General features: G+C 40.8%; 23 protein-coding genes. 6 read left to right on the forward strand and 17 right to left on the reverse strand.

All coding sequences use genetic code 11. The features are described 5' to 3' along the window. Positions 1-52 precede the first annotated feature (52 nt). From BMY70_RS30090 to BMY70_RS30135, 10 genes are all read right to left on the reverse strand, one after another. A complete protein-coding gene (locus tag BMY70_RS30090) occupies positions 53-880 on the reverse strand; it encodes a sugar phosphate isomerase/epimerase family protein (protein ID WP_090342234.1) in 828 nt (275 codons plus the stop codon). A 109-nt stretch (positions 881-989) separates the two neighbouring features. After that, positions 990-1841, reverse strand: coding sequence for a sugar phosphate isomerase/epimerase family protein (locus tag BMY70_RS30095; RefSeq protein ID WP_090342238.1), 852 nt, complete (start codon positions 1839-1841; stop codon positions 990-992). Positions 1842-1904: 63 nt separating this feature from the next. Continuing rightward, positions 1905-2666: a 3-keto-disaccharide hydrolase gene (locus BMY70_RS30100; RefSeq protein ID WP_229209830.1), complete on the reverse strand. Its 762-nt coding sequence runs from the start codon at positions 2664-2666 to the stop codon at positions 1905-1907. A gap of 393 nt (positions 2667-3059) precedes the next feature. Continuing rightward, positions 3060-3620: a fasciclin domain-containing protein gene (locus tag BMY70_RS30105; protein ID WP_090342245.1), complete on the reverse strand. Its 561-nt coding sequence runs from the start codon at positions 3618-3620 to the stop codon at positions 3060-3062. Positions 3621-3762: 142 nt separating this feature from the next. After that, positions 3763-4905, reverse strand: coding sequence for a beta-1,2-mannosidase (locus BMY70_RS30110; protein WP_218148692.1), 1143 nt, complete (start codon positions 4903-4905; stop codon positions 3763-3765). A 220-nt stretch (positions 4906-5125) separates the two neighbouring features. After that, the gene (locus tag BMY70_RS30115; RefSeq protein ID WP_090342352.1) at positions 5126-5734 is read right to left on the reverse strand and encodes a YceI family protein; all 609 of its coding nucleotides are present in this window, start codon (positions 5732-5734) and stop codon (positions 5126-5128) included. 157 nt (positions 5735-5891) lie between these two features. Then, entirely contained in the window at positions 5892-6446 is a 555-nt protein-coding gene (locus BMY70_RS30120; protein WP_090342254.1) for an RBBP9/YdeN family alpha/beta hydrolase, read from the reverse strand. A gap of 219 nt (positions 6447-6665) precedes the next feature. Continuing rightward, on the reverse strand, positions 6666-7745 hold the full coding sequence (locus tag BMY70_RS30125) for a formylglycine-generating enzyme family protein (RefSeq protein WP_090342256.1): 1080 nt from the start codon (positions 7743-7745) through the stop codon (positions 6666-6668). 25 nt (positions 7746-7770) lie between these two features. After that, on the reverse strand, positions 7771-9207 hold the full coding sequence (locus BMY70_RS30130) for a phytoene desaturase family protein (RefSeq protein WP_090342260.1): 1437 nt from the start codon (positions 9205-9207) through the stop codon (positions 7771-7773). 201 nt (positions 9208-9408) lie between these two features. After that, positions 9409-9972, reverse strand: a complete 564-nt coding sequence (locus BMY70_RS30135; RefSeq protein WP_090342266.1) for a DUF4142 domain-containing protein — start codon at positions 9970-9972, stop codon at positions 9409-9411. 307 nt (positions 9973-10279) lie between these two features. On the opposite strand from BMY70_RS30135, the gene BMY70_RS30140 reads away from it, so the two are divergent. The 4 genes from BMY70_RS30140 (at position 10280) to BMY70_RS30155 (ending at position 13722) form a co-directional block, all read left to right on the forward strand. Next, positions 10280-10726, forward strand: a complete 447-nt coding sequence (locus BMY70_RS30140) for a response regulator (RefSeq protein ID WP_090342269.1) — start codon at positions 10280-10282, stop codon at positions 10724-10726. Positions 10727-10944: 218 nt separating this feature from the next. Further along, entirely contained in the window at positions 10945-12045 is a 1101-nt protein-coding gene (locus BMY70_RS30145) for a DNA topoisomerase IB (protein WP_090342274.1), read from the forward strand. A 60-nt stretch (positions 12046-12105) separates the two neighbouring features. Continuing rightward, a complete protein-coding gene (locus tag BMY70_RS30150; protein ID WP_090342277.1) occupies positions 12106-13071 on the forward strand; it encodes a lipid A deacylase LpxR family protein in 966 nt (321 codons plus the stop codon). Between the two features lie 177 nt (positions 13072-13248). Next, a complete protein-coding gene (locus tag BMY70_RS30155) occupies positions 13249-13722 on the forward strand; it encodes a ferritin-like domain-containing protein (RefSeq protein WP_090342281.1) in 474 nt (157 codons plus the stop codon). A 100-nt stretch (positions 13723-13822) separates the two neighbouring features. Here BMY70_RS30155 and BMY70_RS30160 read toward each other — a convergent pair whose 3' ends face one another. The 3 genes from BMY70_RS30160 to BMY70_RS30170 form a co-directional block, all read right to left on the reverse strand. Continuing rightward, entirely contained in the window at positions 13823-14590 is a 768-nt protein-coding gene (locus BMY70_RS30160; protein ID WP_090342356.1) for an SHOCT domain-containing protein, read from the reverse strand. A 69-nt stretch (positions 14591-14659) separates the two neighbouring features. Next, positions 14660-15748, reverse strand: a complete 1089-nt coding sequence (locus tag BMY70_RS30165) for a M48 family metallopeptidase (RefSeq protein ID WP_090342286.1) — start codon at positions 15746-15748, stop codon at positions 14660-14662. A 7-nt stretch (positions 15749-15755) separates the two neighbouring features. After that, positions 15756-16715 carry a YjgN family protein gene (locus tag BMY70_RS30170; protein ID WP_090342291.1) on the reverse strand — a complete coding sequence of 320 codons (960 nt, stop codon included), beginning with the start codon at positions 16713-16715 and terminating at the stop codon, positions 15756-15758. A gap of 129 nt (positions 16716-16844) precedes the next feature. Between BMY70_RS30170 and BMY70_RS30175 the strand changes: the two genes are divergently transcribed. After that, on the forward strand, positions 16845-17654 hold the full coding sequence (locus BMY70_RS30175) for an alpha/beta hydrolase (protein ID WP_090342295.1): 810 nt from the start codon (positions 16845-16847) through the stop codon (positions 17652-17654). A gap of 68 nt (positions 17655-17722) precedes the next feature. Here BMY70_RS30175 and BMY70_RS30180 read toward each other — a convergent pair whose 3' ends face one another. The 4 genes from BMY70_RS30180 to BMY70_RS30195 all read right to left on the reverse strand — a co-directional run bounded on the left by BMY70_RS30180 (position 17723) and on the right by BMY70_RS30195 (position 20855). Next, complete coding sequence (locus BMY70_RS30180) at positions 17723-19012, reverse strand: MFS transporter (protein ID WP_090342299.1); 1290 nt, start codon at positions 19010-19012, stop codon at positions 17723-17725. A gap of 134 nt (positions 19013-19146) precedes the next feature. Beyond that, positions 19147-19692, reverse strand: a complete 546-nt coding sequence (locus BMY70_RS30185; protein WP_090342302.1) for an O-acetyl-ADP-ribose deacetylase — start codon at positions 19690-19692, stop codon at positions 19147-19149. Positions 19693-19707: 15 nt separating this feature from the next. Continuing rightward, positions 19708-20130 carry a response regulator gene (locus tag BMY70_RS30190; protein WP_090342359.1) on the reverse strand — a complete coding sequence of 141 codons (423 nt, stop codon included), beginning with the start codon at positions 20128-20130 and terminating at the stop codon, positions 19708-19710. Positions 20131-20273: 143 nt separating this feature from the next. After that, positions 20274-20855: an ASCH domain-containing protein gene (locus tag BMY70_RS30195; protein WP_090342305.1), complete on the reverse strand. Its 582-nt coding sequence runs from the start codon at positions 20853-20855 to the stop codon at positions 20274-20276. A 145-nt stretch (positions 20856-21000) separates the two neighbouring features. On the opposite strand from BMY70_RS30195, the gene BMY70_RS30200 reads away from it, so the two are divergent. Next, complete coding sequence (locus tag BMY70_RS30200; RefSeq protein WP_090342309.1) at positions 21001-21342, forward strand: four-helix bundle copper-binding protein; 342 nt, start codon at positions 21001-21003, stop codon at positions 21340-21342. The last annotated feature ends 90 nt before the right edge of the window (positions 21343-21432 follow it).

Here is a 21432-nt window from a genome sequence, read left to right on the forward strand (position 1 = left end):
AAGAGATCAGTTAGAGAAAGTTTAAAAGCTAATCCCTAACAGCTAACTCTCCCTACCGAAGCCCTGGTATCAACTCTTCCTGAATCCACTTTCCGTCGTGTAATGTTACAAAATCAGGATCCTCCAGCGCTTCTGATCCTTCGTCTTCACAAATTACCCAACCGCTGTAATTGATATCCTTTAACCATTGCGTTACACCCAAAAGGTCTACTTTCCCTTTTCCCATCAAGGCAAATTCAGGGCTTCCGTCCCAGTCTTTAAAGTGGACGTGATTAATAAGTGACTGATATTCTTTCATTTTTTCCAACGGGTCCATACCGCCGTTTATGATATGCCCAACATCCGGCGTCCATCCCGTTACAGAAGAATCCAATGATTCCAGCACAATTTTATAATCTTCTGCTGTGCGAATAATGGAAGTATGCGGAGAATTCGGATGATAGCTGCATGGCACTCCTTTTTCTGCTGCCCTGGCCGAAACCCGGTTTACGATTTTAATTAAATTTTGCTGACGTTCCGCCAGATTATGTCTTCCTGTTGGTATCTGAACCGTATTCAAAACGGCTCCCGGAAATTTCTGCAACACACTTATCGCATGATCCGCCACTTCTCTCTCCCGTTCTGTTTCTTCTGCTTCGTTCCAGTCCAGTGCCAAAGCGAGAGCTGCAAGTTCAATTTTCTGCTCGTTTAACTTTGCTTCAAGAAGACTTGGATCGATCAGCTCGCCCATCCAGGTAAAAATCGGTTGAATTCCTGTGAAGCCCGCTTTGGAAATAACCTCAATCATGTGCCCAAGACGTCCCTGATGGGTTTGCCCATTATTACTCATAAACCAGGTATACACTTCTGAGCCGAAACGGAATGGGAGTATTTGTGACATTATTTTATTTTTTGATGATTGACTAACGTACTCATGAACCCCGGCACACCAGCATCCCAGGGCGATGCCCCGGGTTAAGATGATAAGTCCTCTGGACTGAGAATTTGGATTACAGGTTGTGTTTTTGGCTCATTTCTCTGATGAATTTGTAGCCTTTTTCTGCAATATCCCATGGATCTGAAAATTCTCTCCACACTCCTATCGCATTTGCAAAATCGGGATCATTTCTTGAAAAAGCTTCGATTGTAAGCCAGCCCTGGTAATTGATTTTCGCCAGAGAAGAAAACGCATTATCCCATAAAACCTGTCCTTCACCTGGCGTTCCGCGATCATTTTCACTTATATGGACATGGGCTAAAACAGGACCAATTGTGTCCAGCGCCGACGCGTAACTTTTCTCTTCGATATTAGAATGATGGGTATCAAACATCGCCCGGACATTTGGATGGTCCGCTGCTTTGACCAACTTCAACAACTGCTCCATGGTGTTACACAAGTAACACTCAAACCGGTTGAGAGCTTCTAATGCAAAAACGATATTGGCCTGAGCGGCATATGCTGCAGCGGCATTCAGCACCTCGCCTGCCAACGCATATTCCTGATCAACAGCCGGGCGATTTACAAAAACTGTATGCGCAGAATGAAAGGGGCCGCAAATAATTTTAGCATTCAAGTCATGCGCACGATCGACGCCCCATTTGATTTTATCCAATGCTTTCTCGCGAACAGTGACCGACTCACTTATTGGATTATCATCCTTACCCATGGTCATCACCGTTGTCGTTTCCAGACCAAGATCGCGGGTGTAGTCGCCCATCCTTTTGTATGCGGCAGCATCAGGAGCTCCAAGATAAAACTCAACTCCATCATAACCGATCTTCTTTAATCTGTCAATTACTGGAAATAAATCGTCCGACACAGCCGCCGTCCAGGCAAGCACATTAAATCCTATTTTGTTCATGATTTTAGCTATTGGCAATTAGCGACGAGCGAAAATGAACGCCAGTCGTTTAAGATCAAACAATTATTGTTTGATGCGAATGTCTTTATATTCAACTTTCATCGGAGGGCCAACGTGAACCTGCACGCCCAAAAGCCCTTTCGATTTCCCATTTACAGTATCCTTATCTGTAACGTCGCTCATTAAAACACCGTTGATATAATGCTGCAAACGATTTCCTTTCACGACCAGGTGAAATTCATTCCATTCTCCGCCCTTTATCTTTGTTTTTAATTCGTCGGAAGTTCCAAGAGATCCTGTTACTGTTCTGCCAAGCCAGGCGTTATTTTTTAGATTTGCCTTAAAAGCTTCCGGAGATTTATCTGTCGGTTCGTTCACAGTAACAATTTCACCACGGTAAGCCAACGTAGTTCTTTTTCTTTCTTCATAATTTTGGCCTGTATATCGGTTTGATCCGTCGATATCAGCCTGATAGCCTTTTAAAGCATTAGGAACATCGGTCAGCTGATCGCTGCGGTAGTTGATCCCCGAATTACCTTTTTCAGTTATTTTAAATGAACCTTTTAATTCAAAATCACCTGGTTCGCCTCCTTTCCAAATAATAAATGAGTTCGTTTTTAATAGCGTTTCCGGAGTTATTTCCCCAACCAGATTTCCATTTTCGACGCGCCAGTATTTCGTATCACCTTCCCAGCCTTTTAAAGATTTGCCATCAAAAATCTGCACAAATCCTTTTTCCTTCTTTTGAGCAAGGCATGAATTCTGGACTGAAAGCAGGGTAATTACTAGAATCGCGGCAGCAGCGATATTTAATTTGGAACTCATTTTCGACAACATTTTATACGTTTTTAGACTTCTGAATGAACAAATACCCTTATGCTTCCAATCTTACAAGACGTATTTTAACGATAATACTCTTTAAAAAGAAGAAATTAATATCCAAAAATTCCTAAAATTATTGACCACACTATCCTGTACTAGCCTGCTTTGATATATTTAAAAGTCAGAAAAGTGATTTTTTTGGCCGAATCTGTCAACTTCCGCCGCTTTTGAAAACGCAATTCCCTAATTGTATATTATGAGTTACATTTTCTAGTCTGATGATTTTGATTTGCCAAACCTAAGAAATGAAATCAGCCCCTTTCGCAAACCGGATATTCCGGTCGGCAAAAGGGGCTGAAATCAACACGAACTACTTTTTTCAACTAAACACTGATACTACGGCATTAAGACTTTGTCAATCACGTGAATGACGCCATTTGATTGGAATACATCAGCAGTTGTAACTTTCGCCATGTTTCCTTTCGAATCCGTTACGATCACGTTTTTACCTTTCATTGAGAAAGTAAGTTCTTCACCCTGAACCGTTTTCGCCATTGCTTTTCCACCACCGTCTTTGATCATCATCATCACTGATTTCGAATCCACTTTACCAGGAATTACGTGATAAGTAAGGATAGAAGTTAACATATCCTTATTTTCCGGCTTTAGCAAATTGTCAACAGTCCCTGCTGGCAAAGCTGAAAAAGCAGAATTAACCGGGGCGAAAACAGTAAAAGGACCTGTACCTGATAAAGTTTCGACTAATCCTGCTGCCTTTACAGCGGCAACAAGGGTTGTGTGATCTTTCGAATTTACTGCGTTTTCAATAATGTTTTTCGAAGGATACATTTCTGCGCCACCCACCATTACTGTCTTTTCTTTTTGAGCAAAAGCGCCGAACGTAGTCAGTAAAGCAAATGCAAGTAATCCTGTAAATTTGATTTTAAGCGTTTTCATAGTACGATTTAGTTTGTTTAAGTTTTCTGTACATACGTTAAACAAAATCATTTAGATCGATTACGCTGAAAGTATTTTTACAAACTCTTTTTAATACACATTTCCGAGTTAACAAAAAATTGATATTATTCTCATACAGCCTCTATAATTTAGCGGGTATGGAATCCGCCAGTCTTTTTTCACTAGGATCGTATACTGCAACACCTACCCGCGAGTCGGCACATCCATAATACAACATCCATTTTTTCTTGTAATAAACAAGACCCTCTATAAAAACAGTCCCGGCAACATACTGGCCGCTTTTTTCAAAAGGCTCCATCGGCCTGAAAAAGGGAACATCAAGACGGCTTATCAGTTTTGATGGATCATTTTTGTCAAAAAGTACTTGTCCGGCGCAATAAGAATTGGGGGTATATCGAAGATCGCCATTTGCGCCTGCGTCATTTTTGCCATTATATAATAGTACAATTCCTTTATCTGTAACAATTGCAGGCGGGCCGCACTCTGTCAGATTACTATCGAAAAATCCTTTCCTCGGAGAAATTAAATTGATAAGATTTTCTTTATCATCCACCAGCGGCGTCCAGTTTATCAGATCTGTCGACGTTGCAACATTGACATTAGCCTCTCCAAAATACAACCAGTATTTTCCATTAATCTTGGCAATCACCTGTTTGTCATTTACCAGTTTTGTAACAATCGACCCTGATTTTGACCAGATGTTATTGAATTTTCCGTTGTAGGCTTTTACGAACGCAGGCCCGTGTTTCTCCCACTTAATAAGGTCTTTGGAAGTTGCAATTCCCAGTCTGGCTTTATCACGGTTCCACTGCGTATAAATTAAAACATAAGTCCCGTCTTCTGTAACCGCCACTCTTGGGTCTTCACAACCGCCGGGCCACTCATTTGCTTTCTGACCGTCCTCGTCAGGATAAAAAACTGGTTCTTTTTTTCGTTTAAAGGTGATTCCGTCTGAACTTTCAGCATACCCCAAACGCGAAGTCCGAAAACCAATATTCTTACCAGCCTTATCCTCTGCGCGATATAATACAACAATTTTGCCATCTTTTATGGTAGCGGCAGGGTTGAAAGTATCATTAGATTCCCAGTCTACCATCTTTTTGTTCATTGGACAAAAAAATCTTGAACTAGTATCCGGCGAGATGACAGGATTTACATCAGCAGGCCGCCTGAACCCACCAAATGCCCAGTCAGGCAGTTTGTTTTCAGTTTGTGCATTTGCCTGAATTCCGGCAAAAAGTAATCCCAGTATTATTCCCTTCATTGAATTTCTCATTTCTGTTTTTGATGATAGCTTAATAGGCAAAGAAATTTACAAACTTTCCTTACCCTTCTGCCGACATTAAAAATTAAAATCTTTGACCCGATAGTACATTTAAAATTGAGACGACTACCAATCCCTCAAAATAAAATCCTGCCTGAATTGAATCAGACAGGATTTCTTCAAAACGTTAAGTAAAGCCAAGCTTTTAACTTAGGTTGTTTTATTTATTCGCAACAAGGTTAACATCCAAAGTAAAATCATTCGAAATCGCCTTGTCGCCAAGGTTTTCGAAGAAATTCGTTGAACGGAATTTAATATCATATTTAGTCCTGTCTACAACGATTTTAGCATCAGCAACCACTTTTTTACCGTCGGCTTTCACTGTCGCAGGAAACTTAACTTCGTCAGTTATTCCCTTAATTGTTAGTTTGCCGGTAACATCGTAAACATCTCCACCTTTTGGAGTCACAGAGGTGATCACAAATTTCGCTTGCGGGTGTGATTCAACAGCAAAAAAATCAGGGCTTTTCAAGTGACCAGTCAGCTTGCCGTTCATTTCTGCATCCTTAATATCTGTTACAGTCAGATTTTTTACGTCAAATACAAAACTTCCTCCTTTTAACTTTGCTCCATCAACAACCAGTGAACCGCTTTCCAACGGAATTTCTCCCGCATGCGTACCTGTTACTTTTTTTGCTCCCCAGGTAATTTTGCTGCTTTTTGCATCAACCGCCAGTGTTTTATCCGCGGCTTTAGTTTTATCCGGACCGGCGATCACAGCAGAATTTACAAACAGACCAACCAATGCAAATAGAATAATTTTTTTCATGATTTTGTTTGACATTAAATGGATTAAAGAATTGTATAAATATAGGAAATGTGATGCGTAAAAAAAGGTAAACGGGCACGTAAATTCATGCCCGATACACTGTACTAGCCCAATTACTACTTGATATGCAAAATTTTGAAACTCAACCGTTTTCAGTTCAGATGCCTGCCAGTTCTGAACTTACCAGTTGATTTAATATCGTTTTGCCTTCCGGCCAGTCTTCCAGGCCTGAAACTGCGTTAATATGTCCTTTCTTACCAAGGTTGATAAATTCACTTCCCCAGGCGTCTGCAAAAAACTTCGAGCGCCTGATGCTGGCATAAATGTCGTTGGTACTGGCAACGACAATACTTTTAAAGGATATAGGCTGCAAGGGAATTGGGGTAAATCCCTCCACAAAGTTTAATCTTTTAGACAACTCAGCATCTGCCGGGGCAACCAGCAGGGCACCTTCAATAAAAGGCGATGAAAATTCCGCAGCCCAGTGAGCGACTGTTATACATCCCAAGCTATGAGCTACCAAAATTGCAGGCTCGGTCAGGTGACTGATAATTTCCTGTAACCTTGCCACCCAGAGCAGGCGATTTGGCCAATCCCAGCTGTCCTGCTCGATCCTGCTGAAAGAATCCGGATGTTGTGTTTCCCAAATCGTTTGCCAATGTTGTGGCCCGGAGCCTGCTAAGCCCGGAACTGTCAGAAAGCGAGTACTCATAATATACTGTGCCGGTCTGTTTATTTCAATTTGATCTTACACTTTGTAGTCAAATCCTATATCACAAAGTAATACTTAATAATTTAAATAAACAATAGTATATTAAGTCTATTTATTTAATAGATTAAAATAAATTGTTTTTTAAATCCCGGAAGTTTGGGTTATTTTTTCAATTTTTAATCCCAATTACCTGACAAACAAATACTTAGAATAAAATCTCTACTTACCGGATCTCACACAACGAAATCCAAGATTATTACTTCCACTGGATGTTTCGCCTTTTCCACGACTTCCTGCTTTGTAACGAATACAATATTCGTCACTGCAAAGGAAAGATCCTCCGCGCTGGACATGTTTGACGGCCCCAGGTTCATCGGGATCATAGCTATCCGAAGGACCCGTCGGATTTTTTGCGGGGCTTTTTTGATAATAATCGGGGCGGTACAAATCTTCGCACCATTCCCAGACATTGCCATCCATATCAAATAAGCCATACGGATTAGCTGGAAAAGTTTTCACCGGAGCCGCACCGGCATACCCGTCTTCTTTCAAATTTTTATCAGGAAAACTTCCCTGATAAATGTTCGCGACCCATTTTCCATTCGGTTTCAATTGATCACCCCAATAGTAAGTATGATTTCCACGACCGCCCTGCGCAGCAAATTCCCATTCTGCTTCTGTGGGAAGGCGTTTCCCGGCCCATTTGGCATAAGCGGCCGCATCTTCGTAAGAAACGTGTATAACAGGATAATTTTCCCGTCCCTTTATGGAGCTTCCTTTTCCTTCCGGATGAGCCCAGCTTGCACCGGGAACATAGTTCCACCACTGCAGCGGATTTTCAAAAGAAACCTTTTGGACGGTCGGTGTAAAAACCGCTGAACCCGGAACCAGTTTGTCGGCAGGAACTCCCGGATAATCAGCTGGATTCAGAGGACGTTCAGCAACTGTTTTATAATTGGTCGCCGCTACAAATCGGGCATATTCTGCATTCGTAACTTCATGCGAATCCATCCAGAAACCATCAACCGATACCTGGTGCATTGGTCGGGAATCAGGAAATTCATCTGCACCCATCAAAAATTTGCCTCCGCTGATCCATACCATATCTGTAGTATCGCCCTTTCCTTCCTTGATTTCATTCTGGCTTGCCAAGATTGCAGAAGCTCTTGAAGGCATACCATCCGCAATACAATGCGCTAAACTATCGGCTGTCTTTTCCTCTGCTGTCTGCTTTTTTTTACAATTAAAACTAACTCCTGCGAGTAAGATCAGCAGGCAAAAATTTTGAAAAGCTTTCATCTAACTATTTTTTACCAGAAATTTCTCACTTCAACTTAATTTTAAAAACATCGATAAGCGCTTGTTTCGCAGCATGATATCCACTCATTCCATGAACACCACCACCGGGAGGCGTGGACGATGAACAAATATAAATTCCTTCCGCCGAAGTCCGGTATGGAGAAGCGCTTAAAACCGGGCGTGTATATAACTGGTAAATATCCTGAATCCCACCGTTAATATCGCCCCCTATATAATTCGGGTTATAATCTTGCATCTGCGCGGTATTCATCGTGCTCCGTCCGATAATGGTATCTTTAAAACCCGGAGCAAAACGTTCGACCTGATTTTCGATTGCATCAGTCATATCTTCCGTTGATCCATTTGGAACGTGACAATAAGCCCAAACTGTATGTTTTCCATCCGGTGCGCGCGTTTTGTCAAATAAGCTTGGCTGAGATAATAAAACGTAAGGATTTTGAGCCTGTTTTCCCTGGGAGGTCGATTTTTCCGTTGCGGCGATTTCTTCAAGCGTGTTTCCCAGATGTACAGTGCCAGCACTGCGACAGGCATCAGCAGTAAATGGAATGGGCTCGCTTAAAGCCCAGTCAACTTTAAAAACACCCATTCCATAGCGATATTTATCCAATCTGCTAATGTAGGACGATCTCAATTTATTTCCTGCAATCGAGACCAGCTGCCTGGGCGTTGTATCAAACAAAAAAACTTTCGCGGGTGGAAGCTGGTCGATGGATTTCACCATATTATCAGTTTGTATTTCTCCGCCTAAACTCAAAAAAACCGCTGATAGTGCATTTGCGAGTGATTGTGAGCCTCCCTTGGGGATTGGCCATCCGGCAACATGCCCGGCTGCCATAAGCATCAGTCCAATCGCCGCCGTCGTCAGATTTTCCAAAGGCTGAATTGCGTGGGCCGCCATGCCTCCCCATAAACCTCTGGCTTGCTTTGTCTCAAATCTTCTGGCGATCCATGTTGCTGATGGCAACGCCTTCAAGCCGAATTTGGCTAAAGCAAGTGGATATTTCGGCAATGGAAATGGCCCCAGCAGATCGGGTAAAAGTTTTGGCAGCTCATGCACAACGGGGCCCATGAAATTCAGATAAGCTTCCCTGTCCTTTCCAAGCCCGTTAGCTGTGTCTTCCACAGATCCGTTCAAAACGCCTGCGGTTCCATCATCGAAAGGATGGGCCGCAGCACATTTTGGATGAATTAATTCAAGGCCGAATTTTTCTAATGATAAACTGTTTAGAAACGGAGATAATACCGCCATCGGATGAACTGCGGAGCAGACATCGTGGATAAATCCCGGAAGAGTCAAGGCTTTTGTGCGCATCCCGCCGCCAAGTTCCTTCTTCCCTTCGACAAGCAACACGGAAAGTCCCTGTTGTTTTAAAGTAATAGCGGCCGCGAACCCATTAGGGCCAGATCCTACTACGATGGCATCATACTCCGTTTTTTGCACAATTCGTCAATTCAGATATCACCTAAGATATAACAGCATCTTACGTACAAATACTCTATAAGATTAGTAGACAAAATAACTTCATATACATTCAAAAAGCAAATATTAATTTAAAAGCTCCTGCGGTTGATACGCAGACATCAAAAAAAGAGGAACAGTTTTTCAACCGTTCCTCTTTTCCAATTTGAAGCTATCTATTTGTTACTTCAATTTATCTTTCAAACTCTGAACTGTTTCAAGGTGATGGTTCAAAGCGGGCAATTTGCCAGCTGCCCAGGCTTTAACTTCTGCGTCCTTTGCATCCTTTGAAGCTTCTTCGAATTCCTTAATATCCATTTTGTGATCATCAACCATTAGTGAAACATACGCCTTGTCGAAATCTGTTCCTTTTTTCTCAGCCAGATCATTATATTTTTTTTGCTTGTCTTCGCTAAGCGAATCGGGTAAAGTTATATTTTTTTGAGAAGCCAGTGCTTTAAGTTCGTCGTTTGCTTTCGAATGATCTTTTACCATCATTGCTCCGAAATCTTTCACCTCTCTAGATACAGCATTCTTTTCAGCAAGCTTTCCTAATTCAACTTCGAACATTCCGCCATCTGCTGCGCCAACGGCGAACTCAGTATCGTCTTCTAGTTTTGTGTCGTCAAACTTGGCTTCATTTGCGTCTTCTGCAACCTCGGTGCTATCCTTCTTCTCCGAACTGTTACATGACGAAAATGTGATTATACTGGCAAGGAACAGAGCGCTTAATGTTATCTTTTTCATAATTATTTACATTTTTAGTGATATTATGTTTAGATATAAGAAAAAGTTATGCCAAACAAGGCGATATGCGGTCTGCTGCTGATCAGACATGTTAAGTCAAATTACCACTCGGCTATATGAATATTCCATGACCCATACTGTTGATAATATTCAGCATTACCGGTAATGAAGATTTTACATGAAATTTGATTAACTTACAACCGCAGGCTATGGAAAGATCGTCCAAAGTGAGGTTGAGAATATTTTTTTGAAAAAACTTATATTAATTTTAGCGCATATTTGAAAAGACGCTCCCAATACGCAAACCATGAATTTGAACGAGACCTGCAATATTTTTTTGGCAGATGATGATGAAGACGATACTTTCCTATTTCAGGAAGCACTTGGACAAATTCCCGTAAAGACGGATTTGGTGATCGCTGAAAACGGTATGGAGTTGATGAAAAAGTTGGGATCCACGGAACAAGTCCCGGATCTTATTTTCCTGGACATGAATATGCCTGTCAAAAATGGCATGGAATGTCTGCACGAGTTACGCAGATCCGAAATGTATAATGAAACCCCAGTGGTCATCCTTTCTACGTCTGTGGCAGGTTATCTGCTGGAAGATGCTTACAATGCAGGGGCAAACCTGTATATTCAAAAACCGACCAGTTTTTCTAATCTGGTAACAATTTTAAAGAAATGTCTTTTAAAAAAAAGCAATCTGATTAACAGACCGGAATTGTCTGAATTTCTTATTGCGAATGAATAAGGATTTGAACTTTTCAATCCCCACTTTAAAGATGTTGAGTATATACTTCCGCAAATAGACAGGCCCATCTCGGATTTTATACGTTAACAAGCAAAGTTTCTTTATATAAATTACTGATTAACAATAATTTGTATAAAGAAACAAATTCCTCACTTTGAAATTTTCCCTCTGGTACTGATTTATTATCTGTTAATAATTCAAATAAATGTACCGAAATCATGTCCGTAGCCGCAGCCGCAGGAACATTGACAGAAATGCCAGTCATTTCGCCAAGACAATTTAAAAAACTGAAAAAAGACCCCGCATTAACTGCCGTTGCTGCGGGCCTTAATTATATTTCCGGTAGCGATGCACCGGGATACCTTAGAAAAGGAAAAGCACCCAGATTTTATTATACCGAAAAAGATGGGAGCAGGTGTAAGGATAAGGAAGCGATAAAAAGAATTAAATCTTTGGTTTTGCCTCCCGCGTGGCAGGAAGTTTGGATAAGCAAAGATCCAAACGGTCATTTGCAGGCAACCGGAATTGATGAAGCTGGAAGAAAACAATATCGCTATCATCCACATTGGAATCTTGTCAGGAACCAGACGAAATATTTCCGTTTACTAACATTTTCTGATTCTCTCCCTCAACTGAGAGAAAGAGTAGACGCTGATTTAAGGAGACGCACATTTGATATGGATAAGGCTATTGCATTGGTTATCAAATTAATGGACAAAACCTGCATTCGTGTCGGAAATCAACGCTATAAAATAAAACACGGATCATCTGGCATTACAACGCTTGACGCGCGCCATGCGACTGTAAAGGGAAAAACGATCCGGTTTATGTTCAAAGGAAAAAAAGGGATAAAACAGGATATCACATTAAAAGATATTCAACTTGCCCGTTTGGTAAAACAGTGCAAGGAAATGCCCGGACGCCGGCTTTTCCAGTATATCAATGAAGATGGGCAGAAATGTGCTTTGTCGGCAAATCATGTAAATGAATATATCCGTATTCATACCGGTGCCAGTTTTTCTGCGAAGGATTTCCGGACATGGATGGGCACCGTGACCGCTTTCGAATATCTGACTGAACATATGGAGTACAAAACTAAACGCGAGTTTACGAGAACAGTAAATACCTGTCTCGATGCGGTTGCTGCTCATTTAGGAAATACACGGACGGTCTGTAAGAAATATTATGTTCATCCAGCTGTTTTTCTTGCTTATGAAAAAGGAAAGATCAAACGAATTTTAAGTAAAGAAGTCAGCGACTTACCCTATTTGTCAGGAAATGAGCAACACGTAAAGTCATTACTGGCTCATCCTGCATAAAAATAAAAACTCAACGAGAATTTTTTAAATCCGCAGCAGTTCTGAAATCGTATATCTTATATGCGAAAATTTATTTCAGGACTGCTGCTTTTTTTATATCCATTCTTGTCGCCAGCACAGAGAATAGACAATCTTGTCTCTTTTAGAAATATTTCCGGCGATAAATATGTGAGGCTTCATTACGACAATGACTTCTGGGGAAAATCTGACTACTATTATACGCAGGGATATAATCTTGAAGTTGTACAACCAGCTTTCAAAAATAATCCACTCTCGCATACTTTATTAAAACTGAAAAACAGCAGGGTTAAATATGGGATTGCATTGGAGCATTACGGATTTACCCCCACTATTATAGCCAGTAGTTCTATTCTTTTTAATGATCGTCCATATGCCGGTGTCATTATGTTGAAAAGTTTTTCAATCTCCGTTGACACCATTCATCGCACACGTCTGTCTTCGGTTATAAGCACTGGTATGATCGGACCTGTCGCCTTTGCCGGACCGATGCAGAAGAAAATTCACACCTGGACTGGTGATGCGGAGCCGATGGGCTGGCAATTTCAGATTAAAAATGATGCGGCAATAAATTATGAAGTGAACTTTGAAAAACAGCTTTTCAATATTCCCAATATTATCTCCCTAAACACCAATTCTCAGATACGGCTGGGTACACTTTCTGATAAAATACAAGCAGGTGCAACACTGACGCTGGGAAAATTTGATTCCCCTTTTGCGGCGACAGAAAAGGAAACAAAACAAAACTTTCAACTTTATCTGTATGTCCAGCCACTTATCAATTTTGTAGGCTATGACGCCACGATGCAAGGGGGAATTTTTAATCGAGATAGTCCTTATACCATAAAATCCAGTCAGATTAACCGATTAGTATATCAAAACTCTCTCGGGGCGGTCGTTAATTTCAGAAACATTTATCTCGAATTCAATCACGTTTTTCTCAGTAAGGAATTTAAGGAAGGAAAGACGCATCAATGGGGTGGATTAAGAATTGGTGTGGCATTTTAACCCAAAATGAAGAGGGCAATTTTTCCACGGGAAGGCCTTCCACGAGAAGTACGCAGATTACGCATCAACGGGAAAAATCAGCAACACTTGGCGCTAAAAAATGCTGGTTCCAGGCGGGTAATGATATGGCATAAAGTTTTTAATTGACTGGTTATTATTCATTTAAATTAAAATGTCATGTCAACGAACGATAATCTTATAGAAACATTAAATGACTTAATCCGTATTAACAACGACCGTATTGATGGTTATGAAAAAGCGATTAAGGAGACAGACGAAATTGATGTAGATCTTCAGGGTTTATTTCAAAAAATGGCAAATGAAAGCCGCGAATACGTTTCAGAACTGACCAGCCAGGTTTTAAGTCTGGGAGGTGAAGTAGCAACAGGAACTACCAGTTCAGGTAAAATATACCGAGTTTGGATGGATATTAAAGCTACATTCTCAGGTCATGACAGACAGTCGGTACTTGAAAGTTGTGAGTACGGTGAAGATGCAGCGCAGGAAGCATATGACGATGCATTGGCGACTGACGCAGATTTGCCTGTTTCAATCAGACAAATGATTACAGATCAAAAAGCTTCGCTATTGACATCACATAATTTGATTAAAAAATATCGTGATGCACATAAAGCTGTAAATAGCTTATAACAATAAATAGTACAAAAAAAATGGGCTGAGAGAAATCTCAGCCCATTTTTTTTGTACATTAAATTCAGAATTTCAGGAAACAGACAGACTTGACTGTCTGTTATAAACGCGCCAGCAGTTCTGATTTTTTCGCTTTGAATTCTTCCTCTGTAATATGTCCTTTTTCGTACAATCCTGAAAGTCTTTCAATAGTTGTGAAAATCGCATCTTCCGAAACCTTATCAACTGATGAAGCGCTTCCTTCTTTCCAACCCTCTGATTTTGCGACATCATACTGCAACTCTGGCGTCGTCTGGGTTAAAGTTCCCGGCTCAGAAATCAAGGGAAGGCTTGAAATATCAACAGGACCATCCTTGCTCGTTAAAACGAAAGACTGACTCGACCCCTGCTGTTGTGAAACACCGGATATCTGATGATGTTTTGTATCGTAAATAGATCGGCTTCCGTTTTTCTCAATCACCAAACGTCGTACAGGCGCAAAATAAGCGTATCGGAAATTATTCTGAGATCCGCTTGTCGTTGGCGTTCCGAATACGGATGGCCATGGTTTGTCGACGCTTGCTACCCCAGGTTTTTCAGACTCGCCCACTCCTTCAAACAAAATTTCTGTTGTTACCAGGGTGGCAAGTTCTGTACAAAGTTCATCAACCGTAATTTTTAATGACCGATTGAACATGTCGCCAACCATCGTCATTCCGCCTCTCATCCATTGACCATTACCGCCAAGTTCGGGAATATTAAATTGAGCCATCGTTGCGTTTCCCTGGATAATTGCGTTTAACAGCGACACAACGCTATCTTTACTCAATTCATACCTGGACGCTATATCTTCTATCTTCTTCTCGCCTTCTTTTGTGAGTGATTTCATAATCATTTTTAGCTAACTTAAACATTACTATTAAGTTAGTCCAACAAAAATGGTGCCATTGGATAGGAATCACCTCTTTTCAAATGCGACGATCGTCTGCCATTTTTGTTCCAGACTATCATTCTTCTTCATTGCAGTCTGCCCCTTTGCCATTTCTTTCACAAATGCAATTCTTTCTTTTGTAAGCGGATGAGTACTTAATAGTTTGAAAGGCTGCAGGTCTGTATTGCCGGTTTGCAGCAGAGCCAGTAAATCTACGAAACCGTTAAGGTTCAAATGGTTTGCTTTTATAATTTCAATCGCTTTTTCGTCTGCTTCCTGTTCAAGATTTCTTGAATAATTCAAATTGACAAGCATATTGGAATGATCAGCAAGTACAACCGCAATCCCATTTACATCGTTCAGCATCAGTGAAATAGCCAGATATCCCGACAAGGTCCGGAAAATATTTTTCAGAGAATGGCGGTAATGTATGTGAGAAACTTCATGAGCAAGCAGCGCGGCCAGTTCCTCTTTCGATTTCATTTTTGCAAGCAACTGATTATAAATTACGATATGTCCTCCGGGCATTGCAAATGCATTCATTTCGTCTTCAGCAACGACCGTGACTTCAATTGGATAATCTGTCTTAAAATCGATTATTTTCACAAAATCGTTAACACATGCGGTTAAGCTATCATTTTTTGTATAGCGCGCAATCGTATTCTCATACATCATTTCACCAAGTTTAATCTCCATAGAAACCGGAATCTGCCCGGCCGCTTTTTCCGAAAACCATGGAAGAATATAAACATATGAACAGATTATTAAACCGATTAACGAAGCAGTCAAACCAAGAATGAGTGTCGTGCTTTGCCTTAACAAAAAATCAATTTTTTTATCAAAAAAAGGTTTGTCAGGATAAAATTTTTTTAACGAATTTAGCAGACGTTCATCCTTACATTCAAGCGTCTGTTTGGGAAAATCGCCGTAACGGAAAATGAAAATAGACGTAAATCCCATATCTCGTTCAACGCGATCAATCTCCCATTTAACCGCCCGGTTACCGAAAAGCGGATGAATATATTCGATGATCCAGGAATCGTGCTGCAAGGATAAAAAGGCATTATGGGAAACCGAAGTTTCTCCGTCGTAGTATGAAATTTCGAATTTTTGCATGAAATTTTTAAATCAAACCGATATCGATCATGTCTGATATATCTTCTCCGGTGGCGTCTTTGTAGTCCATTTCCGTTTGCTGGATTGCATTGACATCAATCGTTCCTTCGATGATAATATTTGAAAAAACAAAATTAAGCGTACGCACGGTTGCCCATGGTGTGCCCAATCCCAACGTAAATATTACGATCAAAAGGTTTCCCACAATCAAGCCAAAATAACCGCCCGCAGATGCAGTCGATCTAAATTTAATCACATACCCTTCCTGATTCATACGCATGTTGTCAATAAAATAAGCAAAAAGATCGCTTACGAACCAGAAGGAATAAATTCCCAAAGTCAGGAAACTCAGAAAATAGCCTTTGAGATTCAGCATGAAATATTCCGTACCGTCACCTTTGTACGAAAATGAAATATTCCCGAAGCGGATGTTGCTAAAAATGTATTTTCTTAATTTGATTGTAAACCAGAAAGAATAAATTCCCAACGTTGCGATCGTCAGCAAGCCGCCGACGACAAACTCTTCCATGAAATCTTTGAGTATACCGCGATATCCAAAATGTATCCCTCTCCATGACGTACGCGACATTCTGTATTTTAGTGAACCATGAATGGCAACAGGGATTAGTAACAATAATGCGATATAGAAAAAAATAACGCCGATTGCAGCAATCGCGTTGATTTTCGTCAGAATAGCACCAATTAAAATGGCGTACAGCCCAATAAAGATCCCGATCGCTTTTATAAATCCTTTGAACATTTCTTTCCCGGTTCCATGAAATGAAAAACGGCTTCCTTCAAATTCGGTCTCCTGATAAACGTAGCGAAGAACTGCTGCCTTAGCCCAGGGATAATATAGCCCCAGCGTGAAAATTGTTAGTAAAACATTGACAATATAGATACCGAACAGTTTGTTACCTTCGCCATAAAATGTGATCTTACGTGAATAATTTTGATCTGATTCCATAAATGATTGACCGTTAGAGAGGTTGAGAGTTTAACTTTGGGATTTGTTACTGAAAGTCACCTTTTTGTTAATTTATACTATAAAATATCCAAAACCTTCATGATCCCTGGCCGATTATCTCTTTCTAAAATGAAAAAACTGATTGCCTTCGTTTTCTTTTTATCCGGTTTCATTTCCGCAAAAGCGTCCAAAGTTGATACTGTGTCAACATATAGTACTTCCATGAAGAAGAATATCAAGGCTGTTGTTATCACCCCCGAGGCGATCAATCCGTCAGACAAATTCCCGGTTTTATATCTTCTACATGGTTATAGCGGCAATCAGGCAGACTGGATCAGTAAAGTAAAAACAGTAGCAGATTATGCAGATCAATATAAAATGATCATTGTTTGCCCGGATGGCAATTTTTCAAGCTGGTATTTTGACAGTCCGGTTGATAAAAACTGGAAGTACGAAACGTATGTCAGCACTGAACTTCCGGCCTGGATCGATTCGCATTATAAAACGATCAATACAAAAGAAGGACGGGCGATAACAGGTTTGAGCATGGGCGGCCATGGTGCTTTGTATATTGCTTTCAAACATCAGGATGTTTTCGGAGCGGCGGGCAGTATGAGCGGAGGTGTAGATTTAAGACCATTTCCCCTAAACTGGGATCTTGCAAAAAGACTGGGATCATATTCAGAATTTCCAGAGCGATGGGATAATAGCAGCGTTATTAATTTAACGCATTTATTGACAGCCAAATCACTTCCGCTGATCATCGATTGTGGAACCGAGGATTTCTTTTACGGCGTTAACTTGAAGCTGCACAATAAGCTTTTGGATAACAATATCCCGCACGATTTCATAAGTCGGAAAGGAGCACACAACTGGGAATACTGGAGTAACGCAATTGGCTATCAGGCGTTGTTTTTCTCGAAGTTTTTTAAGCGGTAGGAATTTAGCTGTAAACAAAAAGGGCATTGTTTTAGTCAAAACAATGCCCTTTTTGTTTAAAATCTATCTCAAGTCAACCGCATCGCAAATAAATCTTTCGACTTTAAATAAACATATGTAACGACTAGAAGCGTAATCGCTCCACCGGCTAAAACAGTTGGAATTGGGCCTGCAATTCTTGCCGCCAGTCCTGATTCAAACGCGCCAAGTTCATTTGATGAACTGACAAAAATCCCACTTACCGAAGCTACCCGACCACGCATTTCATCCGGCGGAAAAATCTGCATAATCGTTTGGCGAATTACTACGCTGATACTATCACAAACACCAGTCGCGAAAAGAGCCACGCACGACAGCCAGAAATTGGTCGATAATGAAAAAATAATTGTAAAAACGCCAAAGCCGGCCACAGCGATCAGCATATTGCGCCACGCCTGGTGCGTCGGTGGAAAATGCGCCATAGCGAACATCGTTATCAACGCACCTACCGATGGCGAAGCGCGTAATAATCCCAGACCTTCCGGTCCTACATGCAAAATATCTTCTGCGAAAACAGGCAGAATCGCGATCACCCCACCAAACAGTACCGAAAACATATCCAGTGAAAGTGCGTATAAAATAATCTTGGTACTGAAAACAAATTTTAGCCCATCGCGAAGACTTTCCCAAATAGAAATACCTCCTTTACGAACGTTGATAGGGTTCGTTTTTATCAATGTGATCAGCACAAGACAAAATACCATTGTAAGCATAATGCCGAGCAGTGTTTCGGTCAGGCCAAGATAGACATACAAAAAACCTGCAATTCCAGGTCCTAAAACTGCTCCGGCCTGGGAGAAAGTGCTGCTCCATGTGGATGAATTCGAATAAAATTCTCTTGGTACCAGAAATGGTTTCAAAGATGACGAAGCTGGCGAATAAAATCCTTTCGCCAAACCGATCAGAAAAAATACCGAATAAACCGACCATAAATGCTGGTTTGTATTCAGCGCTGCAATCCATTCCGGCTGGAATAAAAAATATAGAATTGCAGAACCAGCAATAATAACCGACAGACTGATCCGAAGAATTATTCTTCTGTCATAGCGATCGGCTACGTGACCGCCGAACAGCGATACGGCGATGAATGGTAAAACTTCTGCCAAACCGATCATACCCAAGGCAAGCGGATCGTGAGTTAACCGATATAATTCGTACCCGATAATCACCTCCTGAATAAGAAGTGCGGACCGGTACAAAAAGCTGTTGGCAAGAAAATAACGGAATTCGGGAAAACGAAGTGCGGAGTATGCGTCGTGCTTTTCTGGTAATTTCAACGTGTCGTTCAAATTGGTTGGATAACAACTAACCCTGACCATAAATGGGTTAGCCCATATTTAAACAACAATAAATATCAGTCTGAGTTCTTGATTTTCACATTGTTTTTCTGCCTGAAAACTTTTTGAATAATTATATTTTTAAAGTTCAAAAAATAAATCAAAAAATATAATTTTCAGGAATACATGCTTAAAACATTCAATTGCTCTTTAATCAGACGATAATTTTCTTCATCAAAGCAGACAAAGATCACCTTTTCGATTCTATTATTTTTTGAAAGGAAGCCCGAAACTGTATTCACAGCAATCCGAGCGGCCTGCACTTTAGGGAATCCATAAACTCCGGTACTGATATTGGGGAACGCAACGGATTGACAGTCATTGATCACCGCAAGCTGCAGGGAATTAATATAACAGGACGCCAATTTCTCCTGTTCGTCATTTTTCCCGCCACGCCACACAGGGCCGACAGTATGGATAATAAACCTGGAAGGCAACTTCCCGGCAGTCGTAATGACAGCTTCACCAGTCTGGCAACCGCCCTGTATTTCTACAATTTTCTTACAGGCTTCCAATATTTCAGGACCACCCGCCCGGTGAATGGCTCCATCCACGCCTCCGCCACCGAGCAGTGAAGAATTTGCTGCGTTTACGATGGCGTCTGTATTTAATTTGGTTATATCACCCTGGACAATCTCAATTCTCGAAGTAAGTGTTTTCATAGTGCTGGTAATTTATTAACATTCATCTGGCCTGATGCACACCTTCCAATAATCCACAATGATCCGGATCGTTTTTTCGAAATCCTGAAATGAAGCTGGCTTCTGAAAAAACCCTTGTATCGAAGAACAATAGGCATCAATAACAAATTTCTGATTCGTCGCAGTTGTAAAAAGCAGATAAGGAATGCACTTCACTCTGATATGCTCATTACGTTGTACCTCATCCCGCACTTCCATTCCATTGATTCTCGGTAAATTAATGTCCGACAAAATCAGCAATGGCTTTGCGTCTGTCTCGTTTAAGTACTCCAGAGCCTTGTAGCCATCTTCAAAAAACAGCACCGGATTTTCGTAAGCGAGATTTTTAAATGTCTCGCCAATTAAAAACTGGTCTTCCAAATCATCTTCAATGACAATTATTGGTCCGTCATTATTCATACCCCACATGTTTATTTGAGTAATCACAAACTACTATGCAGACGTATTTACAATAACCATTCCTGATTAAAAGTGGATTTGGAGTATCTCAGTTACGTTTATTGGTTAAAACGGAAAAAGCCGGACAATATCCGGCTTTTAAATCACTTGCTTATCAATCTTAAATATTCTTCTCCCCTAGGCGATAATGTGTACCCGGGTTCATGACTGATCGTAAGTCCCAGCCCTTTCAGCTTTCTGATATTTAATTTGAGCCATTCTTTTTCTTTCTTCGCTTTGACAGCGAGATCGGCAGCTTTCATTTTGGGGTTTTCCTGAATAACCTGCAACGTTTTGGTTGTCCATTTACCCACTTTGCTGAATTTGTCCAAATTGTCCAAAGCTGCTTTCAATGTTTCAAAATCCTCATCTTCCAGCGTGACATTTTCCCTTAACTCAACGCGCGGATCTTCTGAATCGAACGCAACTTCTATCTTGTATATCAGACCGTCTTTCTGACTTTCCAAGAGCTGAATCAATGCCTGAGCGCTTGAAAAGCCAGCCTTATTAGCTTCTGAATCAGTTATTTCTTTTAAAGATATTTCTTTCGTTGAAACAATTTTTATCACACCCACACTGGTTTTCACCAGACTTCCGGCAGTCACAGCCAGCTTTTTCCACTTACGAAAAGCCAGTGAAATAGTGCCCGCCTTAATCCCTTCGAGGTGTTTTTGTTTGATTAGCATAGTTAGATCAATTTCAAAATTTTCATAAAGATAACCTTTCTAAGGCAAAAAATTTTGACCGCTCACTTCAACATATTTTCTAAAAACCAGCTGGCAGGATTTTATTAATGCCTTTATAACTCATCAATGTCTAAACGAAAAAAATATGACCAGCCCGACACTACAAAATTGTATCGACCTTTGTAACGCATGTGCCGCAGCCTGCAACTACTGCGCAAGCGCTTGCCTGAAAGAAAAAGATGTAAATATGCAGGCAAAGTGTATCAATCTTGATTTACAATGTGCCGCACTATGTTACGCTACTGCACAATTATTGACCTTGGACAGTGAATTCGCGGATGACCTATGTAAGGTATGCGCGAACGTTTGTAATGCTTGCGCCGAAGAATGTGAAAAACATGCAGAAATGGGAATGAAGCACTGCGAACTATGTGCTGAGGCGTGCCGTAAATGCGCTGAGGCTTGCTCGGAAATGGTGGCGGCCTAAACTTAATCTTAGAAAGATAAACCGAAGAAGCGTCAAGTTTTAACATGGCGCTTCTTCGGTTTATATAGAGCATTTATTTTACCCAACGCA

The sequence above is a fragment of the Dyadobacter koreensis genome (genome assembly GCF_900108855.1).
GTDB lineage: Bacteria > Bacteroidota > Bacteroidia > Cytophagales > Spirosomataceae > Dyadobacter > Dyadobacter koreensis.